Genomic DNA, 17,646 nt, shown 5'->3' with positions numbered 1-17,646 from the left:
GGATCGGCTGGTAGTAGGGTTCGAAGCCCGCTCCACCCTTTGCAATCGCACGCCGGACGCGTCCCCTGGCGCTGCGCCCTTCCAGCACGGCCCTGTTGACCCGTTGATAAACGAGGAAAGCGGCGAAGAGGCCGAAAAGGCCGAAAAGACCGAGCAAGGGCAGGGTCTGCCAAAAAACCTGCTCAATCGGGATCATCGTCAGGTAGCACAGCCGCAGATCCCCGGGACCGCAGGCGCGTCCGTAGGTATCTCCGAAAACGGGTCCCCAGTTCTCGCGGTATTTCTCCAGGAGATTGGCGTCGCCGTTGAAGTGATGCAGCACGGCGTACGGTGACTGAGTGGAAGCAGCAAAAAACTGCGACGCACGCGCCTCCTGGAGGCCACCAGTCGTTGCAAAGGAAAGTCCGTAACGGCCTTTCTTGATGATTGAGACTTGGTCGATGGAATCGACAGCATCAAATGGAACGCGATACCATCCCTCTCTTTCATCTCGGAACAGGCCCACGTTCAACGGGGGGCCAAAGTCATAGGGTTCCTGCAACCGGCCGAAACTGGTCGAGCAGGAGGTCTTCGTGCCACCGTCAGGGAAAAACCAGACGTTGATGATTTGCCTGTCGTTGTAGATGAGCGTGGTCAGTCGACGTAGATGGTCGCTGCTGCAGTCCGTCTCGGTTATGGCTTCCAGATCGTCATAGAAAGTTCGGCTTCGTTGGACATATCCAAGCCAGACGTTCAGGTGTGCCGATGTCTTGGAATCCAGGACCCGTCTGGTTTCCAGTGCCACGCCCGCCCAGGCAACAAAGAGCATGACGAGAACTGTAGAGAGACCCGCCACCACCCCTTTCAACGTTGCCTTGTTTGAGGAAAATTTGTTCCGTCGACCCATACGCCCGCCATTCGAATTTCTCGCAGAATGACGCAGCGACATTAAGGGGGCGTCAATTGACATTATTAACAGATACTTGCCGCAGTCCTTCCGCCGGTGGCGTTTCGGGCAATGGGGGGACGGAAAGTCGCTCAAACGAACCGTTGAAGCCGTCTGCTGAAAGAACGTCAGTACCGGTTCCTGCCAAAGTTGGGACTGAAACATGAGAAAAGAGGCAGTTTTCCACTGACTTGCAGGCGTGGACTGTCGTACTCTCCTGACAGAAGGCTGTCAGGAGCGGTCTGCTATGGAACGGTCATCACATCGCCATAGGAGACTTTCATGACTTTCGTTCCCGACAACTTCAACGTCTGGATGGAGATCCCGGTAACCGATCTGGACAAGGCAGTGAATTTTTACAACGAGGTTTTCAAAACGGAGCTTTCACGTGTCACCGACATGGGGCCGAACGAATTTGCCATGTTCCCGGCCAAGAACAGCGGCGTTGCCGGGCATCTTTATCCCGGTACGCCTGCAGCAAGGGGAACGGGCCCGACCATTCATCTGGTCTGTCCGGACACGCTTGAGGAAACAATGGAGCGTTTTGCGAAGGCGGGAGGTGAAATCATCTCCGATCCGATCGCCATTCCGGCCGGCCGTTTCGCTTACGCCATCGATCCTGACGGCAATTCCATCGGCCTGTTTGCCGCCTGAGGAGCAAGCCGCATGAGACGTGCCGACCGTCTGTTTCAGATCGTGCAGTATCTGCGCGGCGGCCGGCTCGTGCGGGCACGTCAGCTGTCCGAATGGCTGGAGGTCTCCGAACGCACCATCTACCGCGATGTGGCCGACCTGCAGGCCTCCGGCGTTCCTATCGAAGGGGCAGCAGGGGTCGGCTACATCATGCGCGATGGCTACGAGCTGCCACCCCTCATGTTCACCCGTGATGAAATCGTTGCCCTTCTGGCCGGCGCGCGCCTGATCCGGGCCTGGGGCGGCGCCGCGATGGCGCGTGCCGCCGAAGAGGCGATGGTCAAGATCGACGCGGTCATTCCGGAAAAGATGCGGGTGCGGCAGGACGAGGTCGAAATCCACGCCTTTGCGCCGGAAATGACCCCGCAGGTGCGCTCATATATTGACTTTCTCGAGGCCGCGGCCGATGGGCGCAAACGCCTGTCCATCGCCTATAGCGATGTCAAGGGCGAGGCCACCACCCGCGTGATCCGCCCGCTTGGCCTCTGGTTCTGGGGCAAGGTCTGGACCCTGGTCGCCTGGTGCGAATTGCGCGAGGACTTCCGTATGTTCCGCCTCGACAGGATTGCCGAAATCCGCGAGACCGGCGACCGCTTCGCCAACGAGAAGGGCAAGACGCTGAAGGATTTCTACCGGGCGATGGAGGAAGAGGAGCTAAACCGGCACGGGGCCCGACCGCGAGGCGGAAAAGCCGACGGCTGACGCTGGCCGCCAGAAAACGCAGGTAGCCGTGGTCCGTTCTTCGCGTCACCCCGACGGTTCCGGAGATCCTCAAGGGCATTGTCTTTGCATGCGGGCGGACGAGGTCACACCCCGCAGCCACTGGTCCTTCCGGAGACTTCTAGAACTGCTGACCCGCATTGCAGGCGGTCGCAGGCGGTAGCGGGCAGCCGGACTAAGCGCCTTGCGGAACGTTCATCGGCGTAACGACCTGAATGTCGCTTCTGGAGAGCCGGGGCGCATCGCCGATGCCGTGATGGGCCAGAATGTGCCGGAACGCGGCTCGCATGTCTGTGGGCAGATCGTGGTGAAGCACCAGCGTCAGCCGCTCCTCTTTCAAGAGCTCCAGATTGTCCTCGTCAAGATCATGGGCGATGAAGACGGAGGGATGTTGCCCGGTTCTGCCAAGCGCCTGCAGGATGGCCCGGTTGCCGCCGCCCATCGAGTAGACCCCGCCGATGTGCGGACTTGATCGGAGCCTTTCGGCAACCTCGCGCCCCGTATCCGGGTTGAGGCCGCCGCCGCCGCTGGCGTCGATCAGCGCGAGATCGGGCCTGAGGCGATGCAGTTCGTCCCGAAAGCCCTGATACCGTTCCTCTTCTCCCTGAAAGGCATGCTGGCTGAGCGTGATCAGAACCGCGCAGGTCTCGGGCCCCAGAAGTCTTTGCATCAGATAGGCCGCCGTCCTGCCGGCACTGGCATTGTCGAGACCCGCATAAGCCTGCCTTTCCGAGCCGGGAATGTCGGTGAAGATTGTCACCACCGGAATGTTCCGCGCGGCCAAGGCTGCAATGGCCCTGTGCACTTCCGGCGTATCCCGCGCTTTCAGGCAGATGCCATGGCTGCCACGCCGGGCGATCCTTTCCAGAATGGCCGAGCAATTTTCCGGCGGCATGGTTTCGGCAAACGTAAACCGGGGCCGGATTGCCACCGGCCTGAGGTCACTGAGCACTTTTTCCGACGCCTGCCGGATCTCCCGGCTGAACCGGTTCGGCGCTTCCACGACGATGTCGATGAAGAGCCGCCGGCCCTTGGCGGCAAGCTGCCCTTCCTGGCCGATCAGTTCTTCAATCGCGTCCTGCACCCGCCGGCGGGTTTGCGGACTGACATGCGCACGGCCATTGAGGACGCGGTCGACGGTTGCCGTGCTCATGCCCGCCTGGAGGGCGATCTCCTTGACCGGAAAACGATGTGTCATTTGATGGATTCTTGATGGAATTCACCCGTATGTGCAAGCCGCCTGTTTGCTAGTCTTGAGGCAACCTGATGCTTGGGAGGGATACATGGATCAACAGGTGAACACGGCCGCCTATTTCGATGCGGCAAGCTGCGACCTTGAAGCGTTCCGGATGCTGGTGGCGCAGACGTTGGAGAGCAGCTCGGTTCCGCACGCGGACCGGGTGGTTGCAAACGTCCCCGTCTATCGGATTGCCGGTCTTCAGACCGTGCTTGCCGGCGCCGGCAGCCGCCGCCGCCTGATGGCGGAATGGGCAAGGGTCCTGAAAGATCTTTCCGGGGTCCTGGTGCTTGAGGGCGCCTATTCGGATGTGACGCCGATCGACCGTGCGAGCGAGATCTACAACAGGATCATTCAGGAGGAAAAGGCGGCCACCGGAGGCGGGGCCGACCATTTTGCCGCGGCAGGTGCCAATGATCGGATATGGAATTCGCTGCAGAAGCTCTGTCTGACCGCGCCGGATGTTTTTGCAAGCTATTTCGCCAATCCGGCCATCGATACCGTCTGCGAAGCCTGGCTCGGCCCCAATTACCAGATGACGGCGCAGGTCAATCTGGTGCGCCCCGGCGGCGCGGCGCAGCAGGCGCACCGCGACTATCATCTCGGCTTCCAGAGTGAAGACGCCTGCGCGCAGTATCCTGCGCATGTCCATGATCTTTCACCGGTCATGACGCTGCAGGGAGCGGTCGCACACACCGACATGCCGGTGGAAAGCGGTCCGACGAAACTTCTGCCGTTCTCGCAGCTCTACCGGCCTGGATATGCGGCCTACCGGCTGGAGGATTTTAAGACGTTTTTCGAGACCACCTGCGTGCAGCTTCCCCTGAAGAAAGGGGATGCGGTTTTCTTCAACCCGGCGCTGTTTCATGCGGCCGGTGCCAATTCGAGCACCGACATCCAGCGCATGGCCAACCTGTTGCAGGTCTCTTCCGCCTTTGGCCGTGCCATGGAAAGCATCGACCGCATTGCCATGTGCAAGGCACTCTATCCGGTGCTGCTGGAAAGGGTAGGGCAGGGAACACTGGAGCCGGTGCATCTGGAAGCCGCCGTTTCGGCCTGCGCGGAAGGCTATTCCTTCCCGACAAATCTGGACAGGGATCCGCCGACCGGCGGTCTGGCGCCGGAAACGCAGAAGCAGCTCATGCTCAGGGCCTTGGCGGAGAAAACACCGGTGGAAGCTTTTGAGGCGGCGCTGACCGCACAGGCAGACCGCCGCCGGGCCTGATAACGCGGCCCGGCTTCGCTGCGGGCAGTCTCGGCAAACCGGACAAGCCGCTACCGAAGCGTGGCGTAACCACTGCCGTAGATCTCGCGCAGCAGTTTGCGTTTCATCGCGTTGGCATAATCTTCGTAACTTGCGGCTGTTTCTATGAAGGCGCCGGGACCCCTGATGACGTTTTCCCGGTAGTATCGAATGGGCATGGTGTCGGCGCTGGCAATGACGAGACCGTTCACCGTAATGCCCTCGAAGTCGTAGGCCCGATAGGCGCTCGCCGGGGTAAAGCCGTCGTTGTTGATCCCGTCGCCCGCGACATCGATCACCTTGCGCCGGCAGGGTTCCGGCGCCATTTGCATCCGGACGGACGCAAAACCGAGTGCATATCCGAGCGCTGTCGGGAATTCGGAAAAACCACGCGGAAAATTCCGCAAAAGGCTGGCGGCCGCTTGTGCGCTCTCCCTGTCGCTGAGCCGCCGCCAATCGAATTGGGTGACCTGCTGGTGCGTGCCGCTCCACTCGAAACTCGTGACCCAGATCCCGCCGACCGCCTCGATGGCCTGAACGACGTTCGCATCCTGGAACGCATCGGCCAGGCCGTTGAGCTGAAGCTTGTATTCGCGAGCGTCGACGCTTGCCGAGACGTCCATGGCAAGAACCAGCGAAAGCGAGCAGGACAGGGCTGGCCCCGGGATGAGGACTGCCAGGAGCGCGGCCAGAGCACTCAATGCTTTGGCAAGACGCTTTCGTCCGTATGTCAGGGACGGAACCGTGCGGCGGGCAAGCCGGATCTGGCGGTGGTCAGGCATGGTTTAAACTCAACATCAGAACCGGTGACGGTTCAAGGGATCCGATCGATGCTGCGCTGCAAATTTTTTGGGTGCAAGACTTGCACGCACCGAGGCAACTGGGGCAGGCTTGTGGCATGTATGCATCCCATGGATTTCTGAGATCGGATATCGGTGACGTCGATGTCGTTTTTCATGACGGGCTGTTTCATCTCTTTCATCTCGTTCTGCCCAATCACGATTTCATAGCCCACGCGGTCAGTTCCGACGGCATGACCTGGCGTCGGGTGAAGAACGCGCTCTTCGTCGGCGATCCCGGGGCCTGGGATGACGACATGCTCTGGACCATGCACGTGAGCGCGGATCCCGACCGCCCGGGAGAATGGCGCATGTTCTACACCGGACTGGCGCGTTCGGAATACGGGCGGGTTCAAAGGGTCGGCGTTGCGCGCTCGAAGGATCTGTATCGCTGGAAGCGTTGCAACAGTGGTCATTATCCTCTGGAAATCCCATCGGATTATTATGAGAGTTCCATCGATGAAGGTCGCCACTGGGTGAGTTTCAGGGACCCGTTTTTCTATCATGATGAGAAGACAGGCGAACGACTGCTGCTGAGCTCCGCCCGGGTCAAGGACGGTCCGATCATTCGCAGAGGTTGTGTGGCGTTGGCGCGGGAAACGACTGCCGACGAATACAGGTTCGAACCGCCTCTTCACCGTCCAGGACTATATGATGATGTTGAAGTGCCGAACCTCTTCAAACTGGGAGAGCGCCACTATCTGATGGGATCAATTCGGGAAGACACCAAGATCCACTACTGGTACGCCCCAGACCTTGAGGGACCTTACGAGAATTTCTTCGACAATGTGGTCTTGCCTTCCGGTAACTACGCCGGCCGGATTTGCCGCATGAACGGTGACCTTCTCCTTTTCAACTTCTATTCCAAAACCGAGTTTGTTTACGGTCGGGAGGTTGTCAAAAAGCTCCTTCCGCCACCCAAACGCCTTGTGACAAATCGGGAAGGCCGGTTGAAAGTAAAATCCTTCAGCGGGTTCAACGACCTCGTTACGCACCGTGAAAGCGTGACCGCCTCCTATCAATGCAAATATCTTTTCGGCAATCCTCACGCCTCGGCTGTCGACCGCCCGGACGGCCTGCATCTTTCGTGCAAAAGCGGAAACGAGGCTTTCATTCTTCCCGGCACGCACGAAGATTTTCGCCTGAGAGCGCAACTGATGCTCGAGGGGTCCGGGAAAACAGGATTGGTCCTGCGCACGAACGAAGACGGTGATGGCTATTACCTCTCGCTCGACCTGATCAATGGCATGGCGCAAATGCGCGCGTGGGGTGCAAACCCAAGGCCGGAGTTCGAGCATGCCTTCCGCTTCATGCCGCTTCAGGAAGCCCATTTCCGGGGCAGCGACCAGGGGCCGTGGCAGATAGAAGTGATCGTCCACGGCATGTACCTGGAATTTTCAATCGACGGCTATGTGGTCCTCAGCCTGGTTGATGACAGTTTCACCGATGGACTGGTCGGTTTCTATGTCGAAAGCGCGGCTGTCTGCCTCAAGGGACTTCAGATAGAAACCCTGAAACGCCCGGTGAGTGAAGACACCGGTGCACAGTCTATCACCACGGCCTTTGTTGCTCCTGATGCAGAGACCGACGGACCATGACTGGGCAGAGCGACATTCCGGAACCCTGGCTTCTGGTCTGCGACATCGACGATACGCTGACCGGAAGCCGCGAGGATCTGCAAAGGCTTTGGGACGTGCTCAAGGCCCACCGGCGGGGCATCAGGTTGGCATTGAACTCGAGTCGGCCTGCAAAGAGCGTCGACGAAACGCTGGTGGACTATTTCCCGGACGATTTTGCTCCGGCCGCCGTAATCACCGGCCTTGGTACGGAAATCCGCCTGAATGGCCAATGGTTGAAGAGCTGGCAGGACCGGTTTCTGGATTGGCCTGACAAGGATATCCGCAATCTCGTCACGGAGTTGGGCTATCGTCCCCATGCAGACCTTTTCCAGACAGGTGGAAAGGCCAGTTTCGCGGTCCCGGGTAAGGCTCAGGTGGACCGGGTTCTGGAACGGCTTGAAATGGAAGGCATTCCATTCAGATATATCTATTCAGGTGCCAGCGATCTCGACATTCTTGCACCTGGTGCCGGTAAGGACGCCGCCATGCGGCATCTGGCGGATCATCTTGATATTCCGCTGGAAAGAACCATCGCCGCAGGGGACTCCGGCAACGACTTGGCCCTGTTCGAAGCTGCCGGAAGAGCCATTGCTGTCGGCAATGCGCGCGCTGAGCTTTTGCGCACCATGCCGGGCAACAAGACATATCGCGCCACCGCCTGCCACGCGGCTGGTGTTCTTGAAGGACTGACCGCTTTCGGCCTGGTGGAAACCGCCGGAACCTGAACGATAATAAGAGCTGAAAACAACAACCGCCTGGGAAGATGGAGACAGAAACACAAGACAAAATTGGATAACTTATGAACAAGCAAAATATCGGTTCACTGCTGATGATCTCGCTGCATGGATATGTGGCCGGATCGCCAGAGCTCGGAAAACCGGACACGGGAGGCCAGGTGGTCTTCGTCCTCGAGCTTGCAAAACGTTTTGCCCGCCTTGGATACAAGGTCGATGTCATGACCAGGCAGTTCGAGGACCAGCCGGCAGAAGACATCATCAACGAAAATCTCCGCGTCGTGCGGATCCCGTTCGGTGGTAAGGACTTCATCCGCAAGGAGGACATGCACGACTGGTATGGTGACTTCGTCACCAATGCGCTTGCCATGATCCGGCGCCGCAAAATCCACTACGATGTGATCAACTCGCATTATTGGGATGCGGGCGTTGCAGGGCAAAAAATTGCCGAAGAGCTGCAGATCCCGCACATCCATACACCGCATTCCCTCGGTTGGTGGAAACAGCACGACATGGTCGGTGCCGGCGAGGAGGAAATGGCCGGTTACCGCTTTGCGGAACGGATCCAGAAGGAATTTGTGCTCTACCGTAATTGCGATCATGTCATTGCGACCACGGAACAGCAGACCGACCTGATCGTCGAGCAATACCAGCTGCCAAAGGAACATATCACCATGATCCCGCCGGGGATCGACGAGGGCCGGTTTACTCCTGCAACCCCGAGCAGTGTGGCCGCTGCCCGGTTGAAACACGACATGAGCGAAAAGGATATCTACGTCGTCGGCAGGGCGGCGGAGAACAAGGGGTACGACCTCATCATCGAGGCTCTGCCGAGTTTGTTGAAACTGCAGCCGGACGCGCGACTGGTCCTGGCAGCAGGCGCAAATTCCGACAGCGACATCGCCCTGCTGAACCAGTGGAAAGAGATTGCTGCAAACCTCGGCGTTGCGCATGCAATCAGCTGGCGCGGATACGTGGCCGATGAAGATCTGGCCGATTTCTACAGGGCGCCGGGCATCTTCGCCCTGCCGTCCCGCTACGAACCCTTCGGCATGACGGCCGTGGAGGCGATGGCCTGCGGGACGCCGACGGTCGTGACAATACATGGAGGCCTGTTCGAACAGATCGAGTTCGGCCGTCACGCGCTCGTCGCCGACCCGAAACGGCCCGAGGAGTTCGCGGCCATGCTGAATATGCCGATGCAGTATCCCTGGATGCGCGAGACCTTGTCCGTGGAAGGGGCGCGGTTTGCCCGCCGTGTTTTCGGCTGGACCGGTATTGCCCGGCGGACACTGCAGGTGTTCGAGCATTTCAAGGGCCGCTATGACGATCTGCAGACCGACGAGGTATCCTTCGGCTAGCCCGCCAGGGAGGCACGGACATCTGAAACCTATACATCCGGTTCAGCTTGCGTTCAGGTGAAATTGATTACACCTTGGCCAACACTTCGTGAGGCAGAACCGGAATCGGAAACGTGAAACAGATTTTCGCCCTTTTAATCCTGACACTTGCCGCCACCTTGCCGGCGCAGGCGGCGTGTCTGTCCCAGGCCCAGGCCCGCGAGGCGGTGGCCAGCGGCAAGGCGGCTTCGCTCGGGTCGGTCGCCGGCCGGGTGCAGGGCGAGATTCTCAAGGCGCAGCTCTGCCAGCAGGGCGGCGGCTACGTCTATGTCCTGTCTGTCAAGAACGGGGGTTCCGTGACCACCGTCACAGTCAATGCCAGCCGCTGACCTTTTAAAAGCCACGAACACATTCGGACGTCCCTCGGGACGATGACTTTCAGGACCTGAAAATTCAAAGTCGATTCTCATGCGAATTCTTGTTGTTGAAGACGATACCGACCTCAACCGTCAGCTCGTGACCGCCCTGGAAGAGGCCGGGTACGTGGTCGACAGCGCCACCGATGGCGAGGACGGCCATTTTCTGGGCGATACGGAACCTTACGACGCTGTCGTGCTGGATCTCGGCCTGCCGACGCTCGACGGCCTTTCGGTGCTGGAAAACTGGCGCCGGGACGGACGCACCATGCCGGTGCTGATCCTGACGGCGCGCGACCGCTGGTCGGACAAGGTCGCCGGCATCGATGCCGGGGCGGATGACTATGTCGCCAAGCCCTTTCACATGGAAGAAGTGCTGGCGCGCGTTCGGGCGTTGGTGCGGCGGGCGGCCGGACACGCCTCCAACGAGCTGACCTGCGGTCCTGTCCGCCTCGACCTGCGGGCCGGACGTGTGACGTTGGACGGCAATCCGGTCAAACTGACGTCCCACGAATACCGGCTTCTGTCCTATCTGCTCCACCATCAGGGCAAGGTCATTTCCAGGACCGAATTGACCGAACACCTCTACGATCAGGACTTCGACCGAGATTCCAACACGGTCGAAGTGTTCGTCGGCCGCCTGCGCAAGAAGATCGGAGCCGACCTGATCGAGACCATTCGTGGCCTCGGCTACCGGCTTGGAGCGGCCGGTGACGAGTGAGGCAACCTCAGGGGGCGGGCAACCGGTTCCGCAGAGGCCGCAGCGGTCTCTTGCCGCCCGCCTGGTGTTCGTGGCGGCGGTCTGGTCGGCCATTGCCCTGGCACTGGCGGGCGTGTTTCTCGCCGGACTTTATGAGCGCGCAAGTGAACGGGCCTTCGACGCGCAGCTTGAAGTGCATCTGAAGGCGCTGATTGCTGGCATGCTGGAAACCGAGACCGGCACGACCCGGGCCTTTTCAACCCTGGCCGCCCCCAGCTACCGGGGCGATCCGCGATTTTCCCTGCCCCTGTCCGGCTGGTACTGGACCATCCGGCGGGCCGGCAGCACCAATATCCTCTATGCCTCTCCCTCCCTTGTCGGCGACCCGCTGAACGCGCCGCCGATCGGGGATGCCGACATCAGCTCCGGGTACATGCCCGGCCCGACAGGCGATGAAGTCCGGATCCTGCAGCAAAGGATCACGGTCGAGAAAACACCCTATGTGATTGCCGTTGCCGCTGCGACGGCTGGCTTCTGGGCGGATATCGGGGAGTTTCAACGGTTTGTCGCGCTGACATTGTGTGTCGTCGGGGTCGGCCTGACCGTCGCCATTTTCCTGCAGGTCCGCGTCGGTCTCAAACCTCTTACCCGGTTGCGGGCATCCCTGTCCGCTGTCCGGCAGGGCAAGACGGAGCGGATCGACGAGGCATTGCCGAGGGAAATCGCGCCGCTGGCCGTGGAGCTCAATGCGCTTATCGTTTCCAACCGTGAAATCGTTGAACGGGCGCGTACTCACGTCGGGAATCTCGCTCACGGCCTGAAAACGCCGTTGTCCGTCATTTCGAACGAGGCCCGGTCGGCAAGCGGTCCGCTGGCCGACAAGGTCGCCGAACAGGCTCTCATCATGTCCACCCAGATCCAGCATCATCTGGAGCGGGCACGGATGGCGGCACAGCGGCGTGTGATCGGCGTGTCCTGCGAAACCGAACCGGTTCTCGCCCGCCTCATCCGGGCGATGGGGAAGATTTACCGCGACAAGGATGTTGCCCTGACTTTCGATCAGAAGGAGGAGATCCGCTTTCGGGGAGAGAGTCAGGACCTTGAGGAAATGAGCGGCAACCTGATCGACAATGCCTGCAAGTGGGCAGCCTCGCGGGTGTCGGTCCGTGCGGCTGCGCTGCACGACCCGGCTTCGAACCGGGAGATGTTCGAGATCGTCGTCGAGGATGACGGCCCGGGACTGACGCCCGGTGAACGGTCCGAGGCGGTCAAGCGCGGACGGCGGCTGGACGAAACCGTACCGGGAACGGGACTTGGCCTATCCATCGTGGCAGACCTTGCCGCTCTTTACGGTGGCGCGTTTGAACTGGACGGATCGGCTTTGGGCGGCCTGAAGGCAAGGCTTGTTCTGCCGGCGCTGGGCAAGGAATAGGGGATATCTGCCGCAGTGCGGAAAAGGGCGGTTAACAAGCTGTGATAGATTTTGGCTAAGATTGCGGGTCAAGGCTGGAACTTGGCCAAGTTCGGCCACAAATGGGAAATACTGATGATTCTCCTGCCGGTTTCGACCGGTATTCGCATCCGGCGTTCGGGCGAACGTCGACAGGATGTAATGGCACTCTAGATTGGGTCAGCTTTTGGCTTTCACGGGAAGGCAGGTTGATCTGGGAGCTTTCAAGCATGCGGTTGCGCAGCGCCACAGGTCTCGTTCTTGCCACGGTTCTCGCCGGATGTTCGATGACATCCGGAGCGACCCAGCCAGGTGGCTGGGGGTCTTTCTTTGGCGACCCGAATTCCAACGTATCCGCCTCTGAAGCGAATGCCGCCATCTCCGTGCTTGTGAACAACGAATTCGGTGAGGCTCTGGACGCATCCGACCGCCGGGCCGCCGAAGACGCGCAGAACCGCGCGCTCCGTGCAAGAGGTGTCGGTGCTGCCGTGGCCTGGCAGAACGAACGCACCGGCCGCAGCGGCCAGGTTCGCCCCGGGCCTGTCTACTTCGTCAACGACACCAGTTGCCGCGAGTTTACCCACGAAATGGTCCTGCAGGGCCGGGTCCTCAAGGCCAGGGGAACGGCCTGTGAAACGGATCGCGGAACCTGGCAGGTAATCGGGTAACGGCGGACGGTACACACGTTCAGGGCAAAGCACTTTCCGCGGCGTTTTTCTGCTCGGGAGCGTCTGCCACGGGGCGATGGTAGGAAACACGCCGGCATGCCTGTGTCCGGCTTGATTTGTTGCCTTCGCCAGTCTTGCACTGCCCGGGTGCTGTCAGGACCTGAATTGCATCAAATAACCTGAGCTGCCTTCAACATTTACTTAAGTCTTCTCCCGTTAAAATCTCCGGGATTCGGATCACCATGTTGATGCTGTGAATGAAATACTCGGACCAGCTTGAAACGAAAATCAAGACCTATTTGAGCAGCCTCAGCCCTAAGGCGGTTGAGGCTCTGGTCCGGAATTTGGAAAACGGCAAGTCCGGCAAGAGCCCGGACCCGCACATCAACCTTGTCCTCGCGGCCGCCGTGAACCTTCTCAGAAAGCCGAAATCGGTTGCCCCCGCAAGCGTTGTCGACGGCCCGCACAGGCGAAACCAGGTCCAGCGGATGTTCTTCGCGCCGCTCGACAGTTTCCTGATCAATGAATATTTGCCGAACCACCAGGAAGGGCGCATAAACCGGACCGTGCTCGACCGTGTCTGGAACTGGCTCAGCCGGGATGTCATGCCGGAGGACGTCAAGACCGTTCTGGACCAGGCGGCAAATGCGGACGTCAGCGGCGAGCGCGTGGACGCCCTCGTGCAGTCGCTCAGAACCCGTTCGGTCGAGGCCCTGGGCGACGTACTCAGCCGCAGCGAATGGTCCGAAAAGGAACGCCGCCGGATGAGCGTCGAACTCGGCGGCGACCGCGGTATTGCCGAGTTGCGTGACATTCAGAAAATCCTGGCGGCGGAACAGTGGCTTGTTCCGTTCCTTGAGAACCTGCCCGAGCGGATCAACGAACACCGCCTGAAACACGACACCGACGTCCTGCGGATGGTGGACAAATGCTCGGGACGGCATCCCGATCATGTCCCTGTAATCGCCGCCGCTCTGATCGACCGGGCCGATGCACCCTCCGCCTTGTGCACCTTTGCCGGCCGCCTGGCGGGGGACGACGATCCGAAGGTGATCGCCAGCTCTCCCTTCGCGCCTTTCGTGGATATGGTGATGAGCGAAGCGGAAAGGCTGCAGATCCTGGCGCTGGAGCACCGCAGCCACAATCCGGATCCCGTCGCCTTCTCGCAGGCACTTGCCGAGTATCATGAGCTGGTGCGCGGCATCGAAAGGGACATCGATCTTACCGTGACGGGCAAGTGGCGCCGCCAGCTGGCCGAAACCAAACGTGGTATTTCCGGAGCGGTCACGCAGGAACTCGACAGTGCCCATGGCGCCGTCCGCAGGGCCCTTCAGGTGCCTAAGTTCGACAGAAACGGAAACCTGCAGATCGATCAATCCGCGATAGATGACGCCGTGCGCACCTTGCGGGTGGTCACGATGGTCCGCAATGCGTCCGAGACCTTCGCGGTCAACGAGGTCAGCAAGCGGACTCGTCATGCGGTGGAGCAAACACTGGAAATCGTGACACGGTCGCTGATCACGGACCTTGGCGCTGCCCGCGGACCGCAGCTGGAGGCCCATATGGCCGCCGCCGACGTGGCGATCATGCTGTCGGAGATCTACTTCGGCGAGGAATATGCCGCACAGCTCCGCCGGAGCCGCCAGTCCGCCGTCGCCAAGGCCCGGAAACGGGACGACGAGACGGAAGCCGAACCCGCGCCCAATCCTGAGCGCAAGCTCGTCGCCAGTGCACTGGGGCAGAAATAAAGGAAGCCGGCACCCGCAGAACGCCCCCGGTTTTCGATACCCACCAGATTTGAAGGCCGCGACTGCCGGTCACAGCACAGCCGTCTTGCATTTTGCCGGCGTCGGCGGTCTATAGTGCGGCCATGACATTCTGGATTCTAATAGCTGCCATGACGGGAATCGCTGCGCTGACGGTGCTCGTTCCCCTGTCGAGAGCCCGGCGCAAGGCAGACGCCGCTACCATGAACGCGGATGAAGCGGTCTACCGGGAGCAACTTGGTGCGATCGATAGCGAGTTGAAACGCGGATTGATCGACCCGGAGGCCGCGGAAGCCGCAAGAACGGAAATCGCGCGCCGTCTGCTTGCCGCCCACGACAAACATGCTGAGGTGCCGGAAAAGGCACTGGGCAAAACCCGCCTGAGACTGGCCCAGGGAATTGCGATTATCGCGTTGCCGCTCGCCGCGGTCGGGATATATCTTCTGCTCGGGTCTCCCGATCAGCCGGATACGCCACTTGCGCTCAGGCTCAATGCACCGCCGACCGAACAGTCGGTGGATGTCCTGGTTGCCCGCGTCGAGCAGCATCTGGCCGAAAATCCCGAAGACGGCCAGGGATGGGCGGTGATCGCGCCGGTCTACCTGTCGCTCGGCCAGCCGCAAGCTTCCGCCAGGGCCTATCAGAACGCCATCCGTATTCTGGGGGCGAGAGCGGACTGGCTGACGGACATGGGCGAGGCGCTGACGGTCGCGAACCAGGGGCTGGTGACCTCGGAGGCAAGGCAGGCATTCGAAGCGGCGGCCGCCATGGATGCCGAAGCCGTCAAGCCCCGTTTCTTCCTCGCAATTGCCCTAGGACAGGAAGGCAGGACCGAGGAGGCGATCGCAGCTTGGGAACAGCTGCTGGAAGGGGCGGACAAACTTGCCGCCTGGGTCGGCGCTGCGCGCCAGCAGCTGGCACAGCTGAAGGGGGAAGAGGCTCCAGCTGACGGATTGGCCGCCGGACTGAAAGGCCCATCACAGGAAGACATTGCCGCCGCCGGAGACATGAGCGACGACGACAGGCAGGCCATGATCCGGAACATGGTTACCGGGCTGGCCGAACGGCTCTCTTCGGAAGGGGGAACGGCAGAAGAATGGAACCGGTTGATCCGGGCCTATATGGTGCTGGGGGACAAGCAGAAGGCCGAGACGGCGTATGCGGATGCGCAGGCCGCTCTCGACGGAAAGCCGGATGACTTGTCTATGATCAAGGACGTCGCCAGGCAGCTTGGTCTATCAGGGTCCTGAAACGAGGGCCGTTGCACCGGAGTCGGGCAACGGAGGACCCTCCCGGGCAACCACCTGCCTGAAAGGCAAAACGGTTGGCCGGGCAAACTGGAAACGATCAGCGTCTGTTCAATCGTCTTCGGTTGACCGGTCGCCGATCCGGAATGCGGACGGAATGCAAATGACACGCAAGCAAAGACGGATGACCTTCATAGCGTCCGCGGGCGCGGTACTTGCCGTTGCCCTCGGCCTGATCCTTTTTGCTCTCAAGGACCAGATTGTCTTCTTCCAGAGCCCGACGGATATCGTGGAAAGCACGATCCCCATCGGTCAACGGATACGGTTGGGCGGATTGGTCGAAGAAGGCTCGGTGCTGAAGTCGGACAACGCCGAAGTGAAGTTCCGTGTCACCGACATGGCAAATGCCGTACCGGTGACCTACAAGGGTATCCTGCCGGATCTGTTTCGCGAGGGACAGGGCGTGGTGACCGAGGGGGTCGTCGGACCTGACGGCGTTTTCATGGCTGACAGCGTGCTGGCCAAGCATGATGAAAACTACATGCCCAAGGAAGTCGCCGAAGCCCTGAAGGATCAGGGCCACTGGCAGGGTGGCGAAGGCGAGGCCAATTGACCTCTGGAGCTTTGGCTCCAGATGCTGCGGAAAACGGAAACAAGGACCGGCAATGATCGTCGAATTCGGACATTACGCATTGGTATTGGCATTTGCCGTGTCGCTCATTCAGGCCTCGGTGCCCTTGTGGGGGGCACTCACCGGGGATGAACGGCTGATGGCGGTGGCACCGCCGGTTTCGGTGCTGGTGTTTGCCCTGGTTCTGACCGCCTTCGTGGTTCTGACCGGCGCCTATCTCAATTCCGACTTTTCGGTACTGAACGTGCTGGAAAACTCGCATTCCGCCAAGCCGCTGCTCTACAAGTTCACGGGCGTGTGGGGGAACCACGAAGGCTCGATGCTGTTGTGGGTGCTGATCCTGGCATTCTTCGGTGCGCTTGTCGGTATTTTCGGCGGCAATCTGCCGAGTGACCTCAAGGCGGCGACCCTTGCCGTTCAGGGCTTGATATCCACCGGGTTCACACTGTTTCTGCTGGTCACGTCCAACCCGTTCAATCGCGTGGTCAATCCGCCGCTTGAAGGCGCCGACCTCAACCCGATCCTTCAGGATATCGGCCTCGCGATCCATCCGCCGCTGCTCTATGTCGGCTATGTCGGCTTTTCGATCACCTTTTCCTTTGCTGTGGCCGCGCTCATTTTGGGCCGGACCGACGCGGCATGGGCCCGCTGGGTGCGCCCGTGGACCTTGCTTGCCTGGAGCTTCCTGACGCTCGGCATCGCCATGGGTTCCTATTGGGCCTACTACGAACTCGGCTGGGGTGGCTGGTGGTTCTGGGATCCGGTTGAAAACGCCAGCTTCATGCCCTGGCTGGCGGGCACCGCGCTGCTGCATTCGGCGATCGTCATGGAAAAGCGCGAGGCTCTCAAGGTCTGGACGGTGCTGCTGGCCATCTTCACTTTCTCGCTGTCGCTGCTCGGCACCTTCCTTGTGCGGTCCGGTGTTCTGACATCGGTTCACGCCTTTGCCACCGATCCGGCGCGTGGCGTCTTCATTCTCGGTCTGCTGACGCTCTTCATCGGCGGTTCCCTGTCGCTCTATGCCTTCCGGGCTTCCGCGCTGAAGCAGGGCGGGCTGTTTGCACCGATCAGCCGGGAAGGCGGGCTCGTGCTCAACAACCTCTTCCTGACCGCCGCCTGTGCCGCCGTCTTCGTCGGTACGCTCTATCCGCTGGTGCTGGATGCGGTCGGCGGCGACAAGATCTCGGTCGGGGCGCCTTTCTTTAATCTGACCTTCGGTCCGCTGATGGTGCCGCTCCTCCTTGCCGTGCCCTTTGGTCCGGTCCTTTCCTGGAAGCGGGGCGACTTGCTGGCGGCGACACAACGTCTTTATGCGGCGCTTGGACTGGCTTTTTTGATGACGCTGTTCACCTTCTGGCTCTGGGGCATGGAGAAGGTTCTGGCTCCGCTCGGCGTCGGCCTCGCCGTCTGGGTGATGG

17 protein-coding genes are annotated in these 17,646 nt (G+C 60.5%); 14 read left to right on the top strand and 3 right to left on the bottom strand.

Annotation, left to right across the window (positions count from 1 at the left end; genetic code table 11):
- Positions 1-928 (bottom strand): CSS-motif domain-containing protein (locus tag ACQY7U_RS25300; protein ID WP_428651089.1); only part of this gene is annotated, 928 nt, incomplete at its 3' end.
- Between the two features lie 279 nt (positions 929-1,207).
- Between ACQY7U_RS25300 and ACQY7U_RS25295 the strand changes: the two genes are divergently transcribed.
- Together ACQY7U_RS25295 and ACQY7U_RS25290 are read left to right on the top strand one after the other, a co-directional pair.
- Positions 1,208-1,579 (top strand): VOC family protein, encoded by a 372-nt coding sequence (locus tag ACQY7U_RS25295; protein WP_428651086.1) that lies wholly within the window; start codon positions 1,208-1,210, stop codon positions 1,577-1,579.
- Positions 1,580-1,591: 12 nt separating this feature from the next.
- The gene (locus ACQY7U_RS25290; protein ID WP_428651083.1) at positions 1,592-2,320 is read left to right on the top strand and encodes a helix-turn-helix transcriptional regulator; all 729 of its coding nucleotides are present in this window, start codon (positions 1,592-1,594) and stop codon (positions 2,318-2,320) included.
- A 193-nt stretch (positions 2,321-2,513) separates the two neighbouring features.
- Here ACQY7U_RS25290 and ACQY7U_RS25285 read toward each other — a convergent pair whose 3' ends face one another.
- Positions 2,514-3,536 (bottom strand): LacI family DNA-binding transcriptional regulator, encoded by a 1,023-nt coding sequence (locus tag ACQY7U_RS25285; protein ID WP_428651080.1) that lies wholly within the window; start codon positions 3,534-3,536, stop codon positions 2,514-2,516.
- Positions 3,537-3,621: 85 nt separating this feature from the next.
- On the opposite strand from ACQY7U_RS25285, the gene ACQY7U_RS25280 reads away from it, so the two are divergent.
- Entirely contained in the window at positions 3,622-4,800 is a 1,179-nt protein-coding gene (locus ACQY7U_RS25280) for a phytanoyl-CoA dioxygenase family protein (RefSeq protein WP_428651077.1), read from the top strand.
- 50 nt (positions 4,801-4,850) lie between these two features.
- Here ACQY7U_RS25280 and ACQY7U_RS25275 read toward each other — a convergent pair whose 3' ends face one another.
- Positions 4,851-5,600, bottom strand: a complete 750-nt coding sequence (locus tag ACQY7U_RS25275; protein WP_428651074.1) for a DUF1194 domain-containing protein — start codon at positions 5,598-5,600, stop codon at positions 4,851-4,853.
- Positions 5,601-5,716: 116 nt separating this feature from the next.
- Between ACQY7U_RS25275 and ACQY7U_RS25270 the strand changes: the two genes are divergently transcribed.
- The 11 genes from ACQY7U_RS25270 to ACQY7U_RS25220 all read left to right on the top strand — a co-directional run.
- The gene (locus ACQY7U_RS25270; protein WP_428651071.1) at positions 5,717-7,255 is read left to right on the top strand and encodes a glycosyl hydrolase; all 1,539 of its coding nucleotides are present in this window, start codon (positions 5,717-5,719) and stop codon (positions 7,253-7,255) included.
- Positions 7,252-8,001, top strand: a complete 750-nt coding sequence (locus ACQY7U_RS25265) for an HAD-IIB family hydrolase (protein ID WP_428651068.1) — start codon at positions 7,252-7,254, stop codon at positions 7,999-8,001. The genes ACQY7U_RS25270 and ACQY7U_RS25265 overlap by 4 nt, the downstream gene beginning before the upstream one ends.
- 74 nt (positions 8,002-8,075) lie before the next feature.
- Positions 8,076-9,371: a glycosyltransferase gene (locus ACQY7U_RS25260; protein ID WP_428651065.1), complete on the top strand. Its 1,296-nt coding sequence runs from the start codon at positions 8,076-8,078 to the stop codon at positions 9,369-9,371.
- 113 nt (positions 9,372-9,484) lie between these two features.
- The gene (locus ACQY7U_RS25255) at positions 9,485-9,739 is read left to right on the top strand and encodes a PepSY domain-containing protein (RefSeq protein ID WP_428651062.1); all 255 of its coding nucleotides are present in this window, start codon (positions 9,485-9,487) and stop codon (positions 9,737-9,739) included.
- 79 nt (positions 9,740-9,818) lie between these two features.
- The gene (locus ACQY7U_RS25250; protein WP_428651059.1) at positions 9,819-10,487 is read left to right on the top strand and encodes a response regulator transcription factor; all 669 of its coding nucleotides are present in this window, start codon (positions 9,819-9,821) and stop codon (positions 10,485-10,487) included.
- On the top strand, positions 10,477-11,898 hold the full coding sequence (locus ACQY7U_RS25245; RefSeq protein WP_428651056.1) for an ATP-binding protein: 1,422 nt from the start codon (positions 10,477-10,479) through the stop codon (positions 11,896-11,898). The genes ACQY7U_RS25250 and ACQY7U_RS25245 overlap by 11 nt, the downstream gene beginning before the upstream one ends.
- Positions 11,899-12,146: 248 nt before the next feature.
- Positions 12,147-12,584: an RT0821/Lpp0805 family surface protein gene (locus tag ACQY7U_RS25240; RefSeq protein ID WP_428651054.1), complete on the top strand. Its 438-nt coding sequence runs from the start codon at positions 12,147-12,149 to the stop codon at positions 12,582-12,584.
- A 257-nt stretch (positions 12,585-12,841) separates the two neighbouring features.
- On the top strand, positions 12,842-14,332 hold the full coding sequence (locus tag ACQY7U_RS25235; protein WP_428651052.1) for a hypothetical protein: 1,491 nt from the start codon (positions 12,842-12,844) through the stop codon (positions 14,330-14,332).
- 122 nt (positions 14,333-14,454) lie between these two features.
- Positions 14,455-15,600, top strand: a complete 1,146-nt coding sequence (ccmI, locus tag ACQY7U_RS25230) for a c-type cytochrome biogenesis protein CcmI (RefSeq protein WP_428651049.1) — start codon at positions 14,455-14,457, stop codon at positions 15,598-15,600.
- 160 nt (positions 15,601-15,760) lie between these two features.
- Positions 15,761-16,210, top strand: a complete 450-nt coding sequence (ccmE, locus tag ACQY7U_RS25225; RefSeq protein WP_428651046.1) for a cytochrome c maturation protein CcmE — start codon at positions 15,761-15,763, stop codon at positions 16,208-16,210.
- 52 nt (positions 16,211-16,262) lie between these two features.
- The coding region (locus tag ACQY7U_RS25220) for a heme lyase CcmF/NrfE family subunit (RefSeq protein ID WP_428651043.1) at positions 16,263-17,646 on the top strand (1,384 nt) is incomplete at its 3' end.

The sequence above is a fragment of the Roseibium sp. genome, assembly GCF_050301095.1.
Taxonomy (GTDB): Bacteria; Pseudomonadota; Alphaproteobacteria; order Rhizobiales; family Stappiaceae; genus Roseibium.
Note: the sequence above shows the minus strand (reverse complement) of the source record. Positions and strands in the feature narration are given on the sequence as shown.

Bases quoted from the DNA above. Each gene is read 5' to 3' on its own strand.
- ACQY7U_RS25275 (WP_428651074.1), bottom strand. From the start codon at position 5,600: ATGCCTGACCACCGCCAGATCCGGCTTGCCCGCCGCACGGTTCCGTCC.
- ACQY7U_RS25295 (WP_428651086.1), top strand. From the start codon at position 1,208: ATGACTTTCGTTCCCGACAACTTCAACGTCTGGATGGAGATCCCGGTA.
- ACQY7U_RS25285 (WP_428651080.1), bottom strand. From the start codon at position 3,536: ATGACACATCGTTTTCCGGTCAAGGAGATCGCCCTCCAGGCGGGCATG.
- ccmI (WP_428651049.1), top strand. From the start codon at position 14,455: ATGACATTCTGGATTCTAATAGCTGCCATGACGGGAATCGCTGCGCTG.
- ACQY7U_RS25240 (WP_428651054.1), top strand. From the start codon at position 12,147: ATGCGGTTGCGCAGCGCCACAGGTCTCGTTCTTGCCACGGTTCTCGCC.
- ACQY7U_RS25280 (WP_428651077.1), top strand. From the start codon at position 3,622: ATGGATCAACAGGTGAACACGGCCGCCTATTTCGATGCGGCAAGCTGC.
- ACQY7U_RS25235 (WP_428651052.1), top strand. From the start codon at position 12,842: ATGAAATACTCGGACCAGCTTGAAACGAAAATCAAGACCTATTTGAGC.
- ACQY7U_RS25290 (WP_428651083.1), top strand. From the start codon at position 1,592: ATGAGACGTGCCGACCGTCTGTTTCAGATCGTGCAGTATCTGCGCGGC.
- ACQY7U_RS25250 (WP_428651059.1), top strand. From the start codon at position 9,819: ATGCGAATTCTTGTTGTTGAAGACGATACCGACCTCAACCGTCAGCTC.
- ACQY7U_RS25265 (WP_428651068.1), top strand. From the start codon at position 7,252: ATGACTGGGCAGAGCGACATTCCGGAACCCTGGCTTCTGGTCTGCGAC.
- ACQY7U_RS25270 (WP_428651071.1), top strand. From the start codon at position 5,717: ATGTATGCATCCCATGGATTTCTGAGATCGGATATCGGTGACGTCGAT.
- ccmE (WP_428651046.1), top strand. From the start codon at position 15,761: ATGACACGCAAGCAAAGACGGATGACCTTCATAGCGTCCGCGGGCGCG.
- ACQY7U_RS25260 (WP_428651065.1), top strand. From the start codon at position 8,076: ATGAACAAGCAAAATATCGGTTCACTGCTGATGATCTCGCTGCATGGA.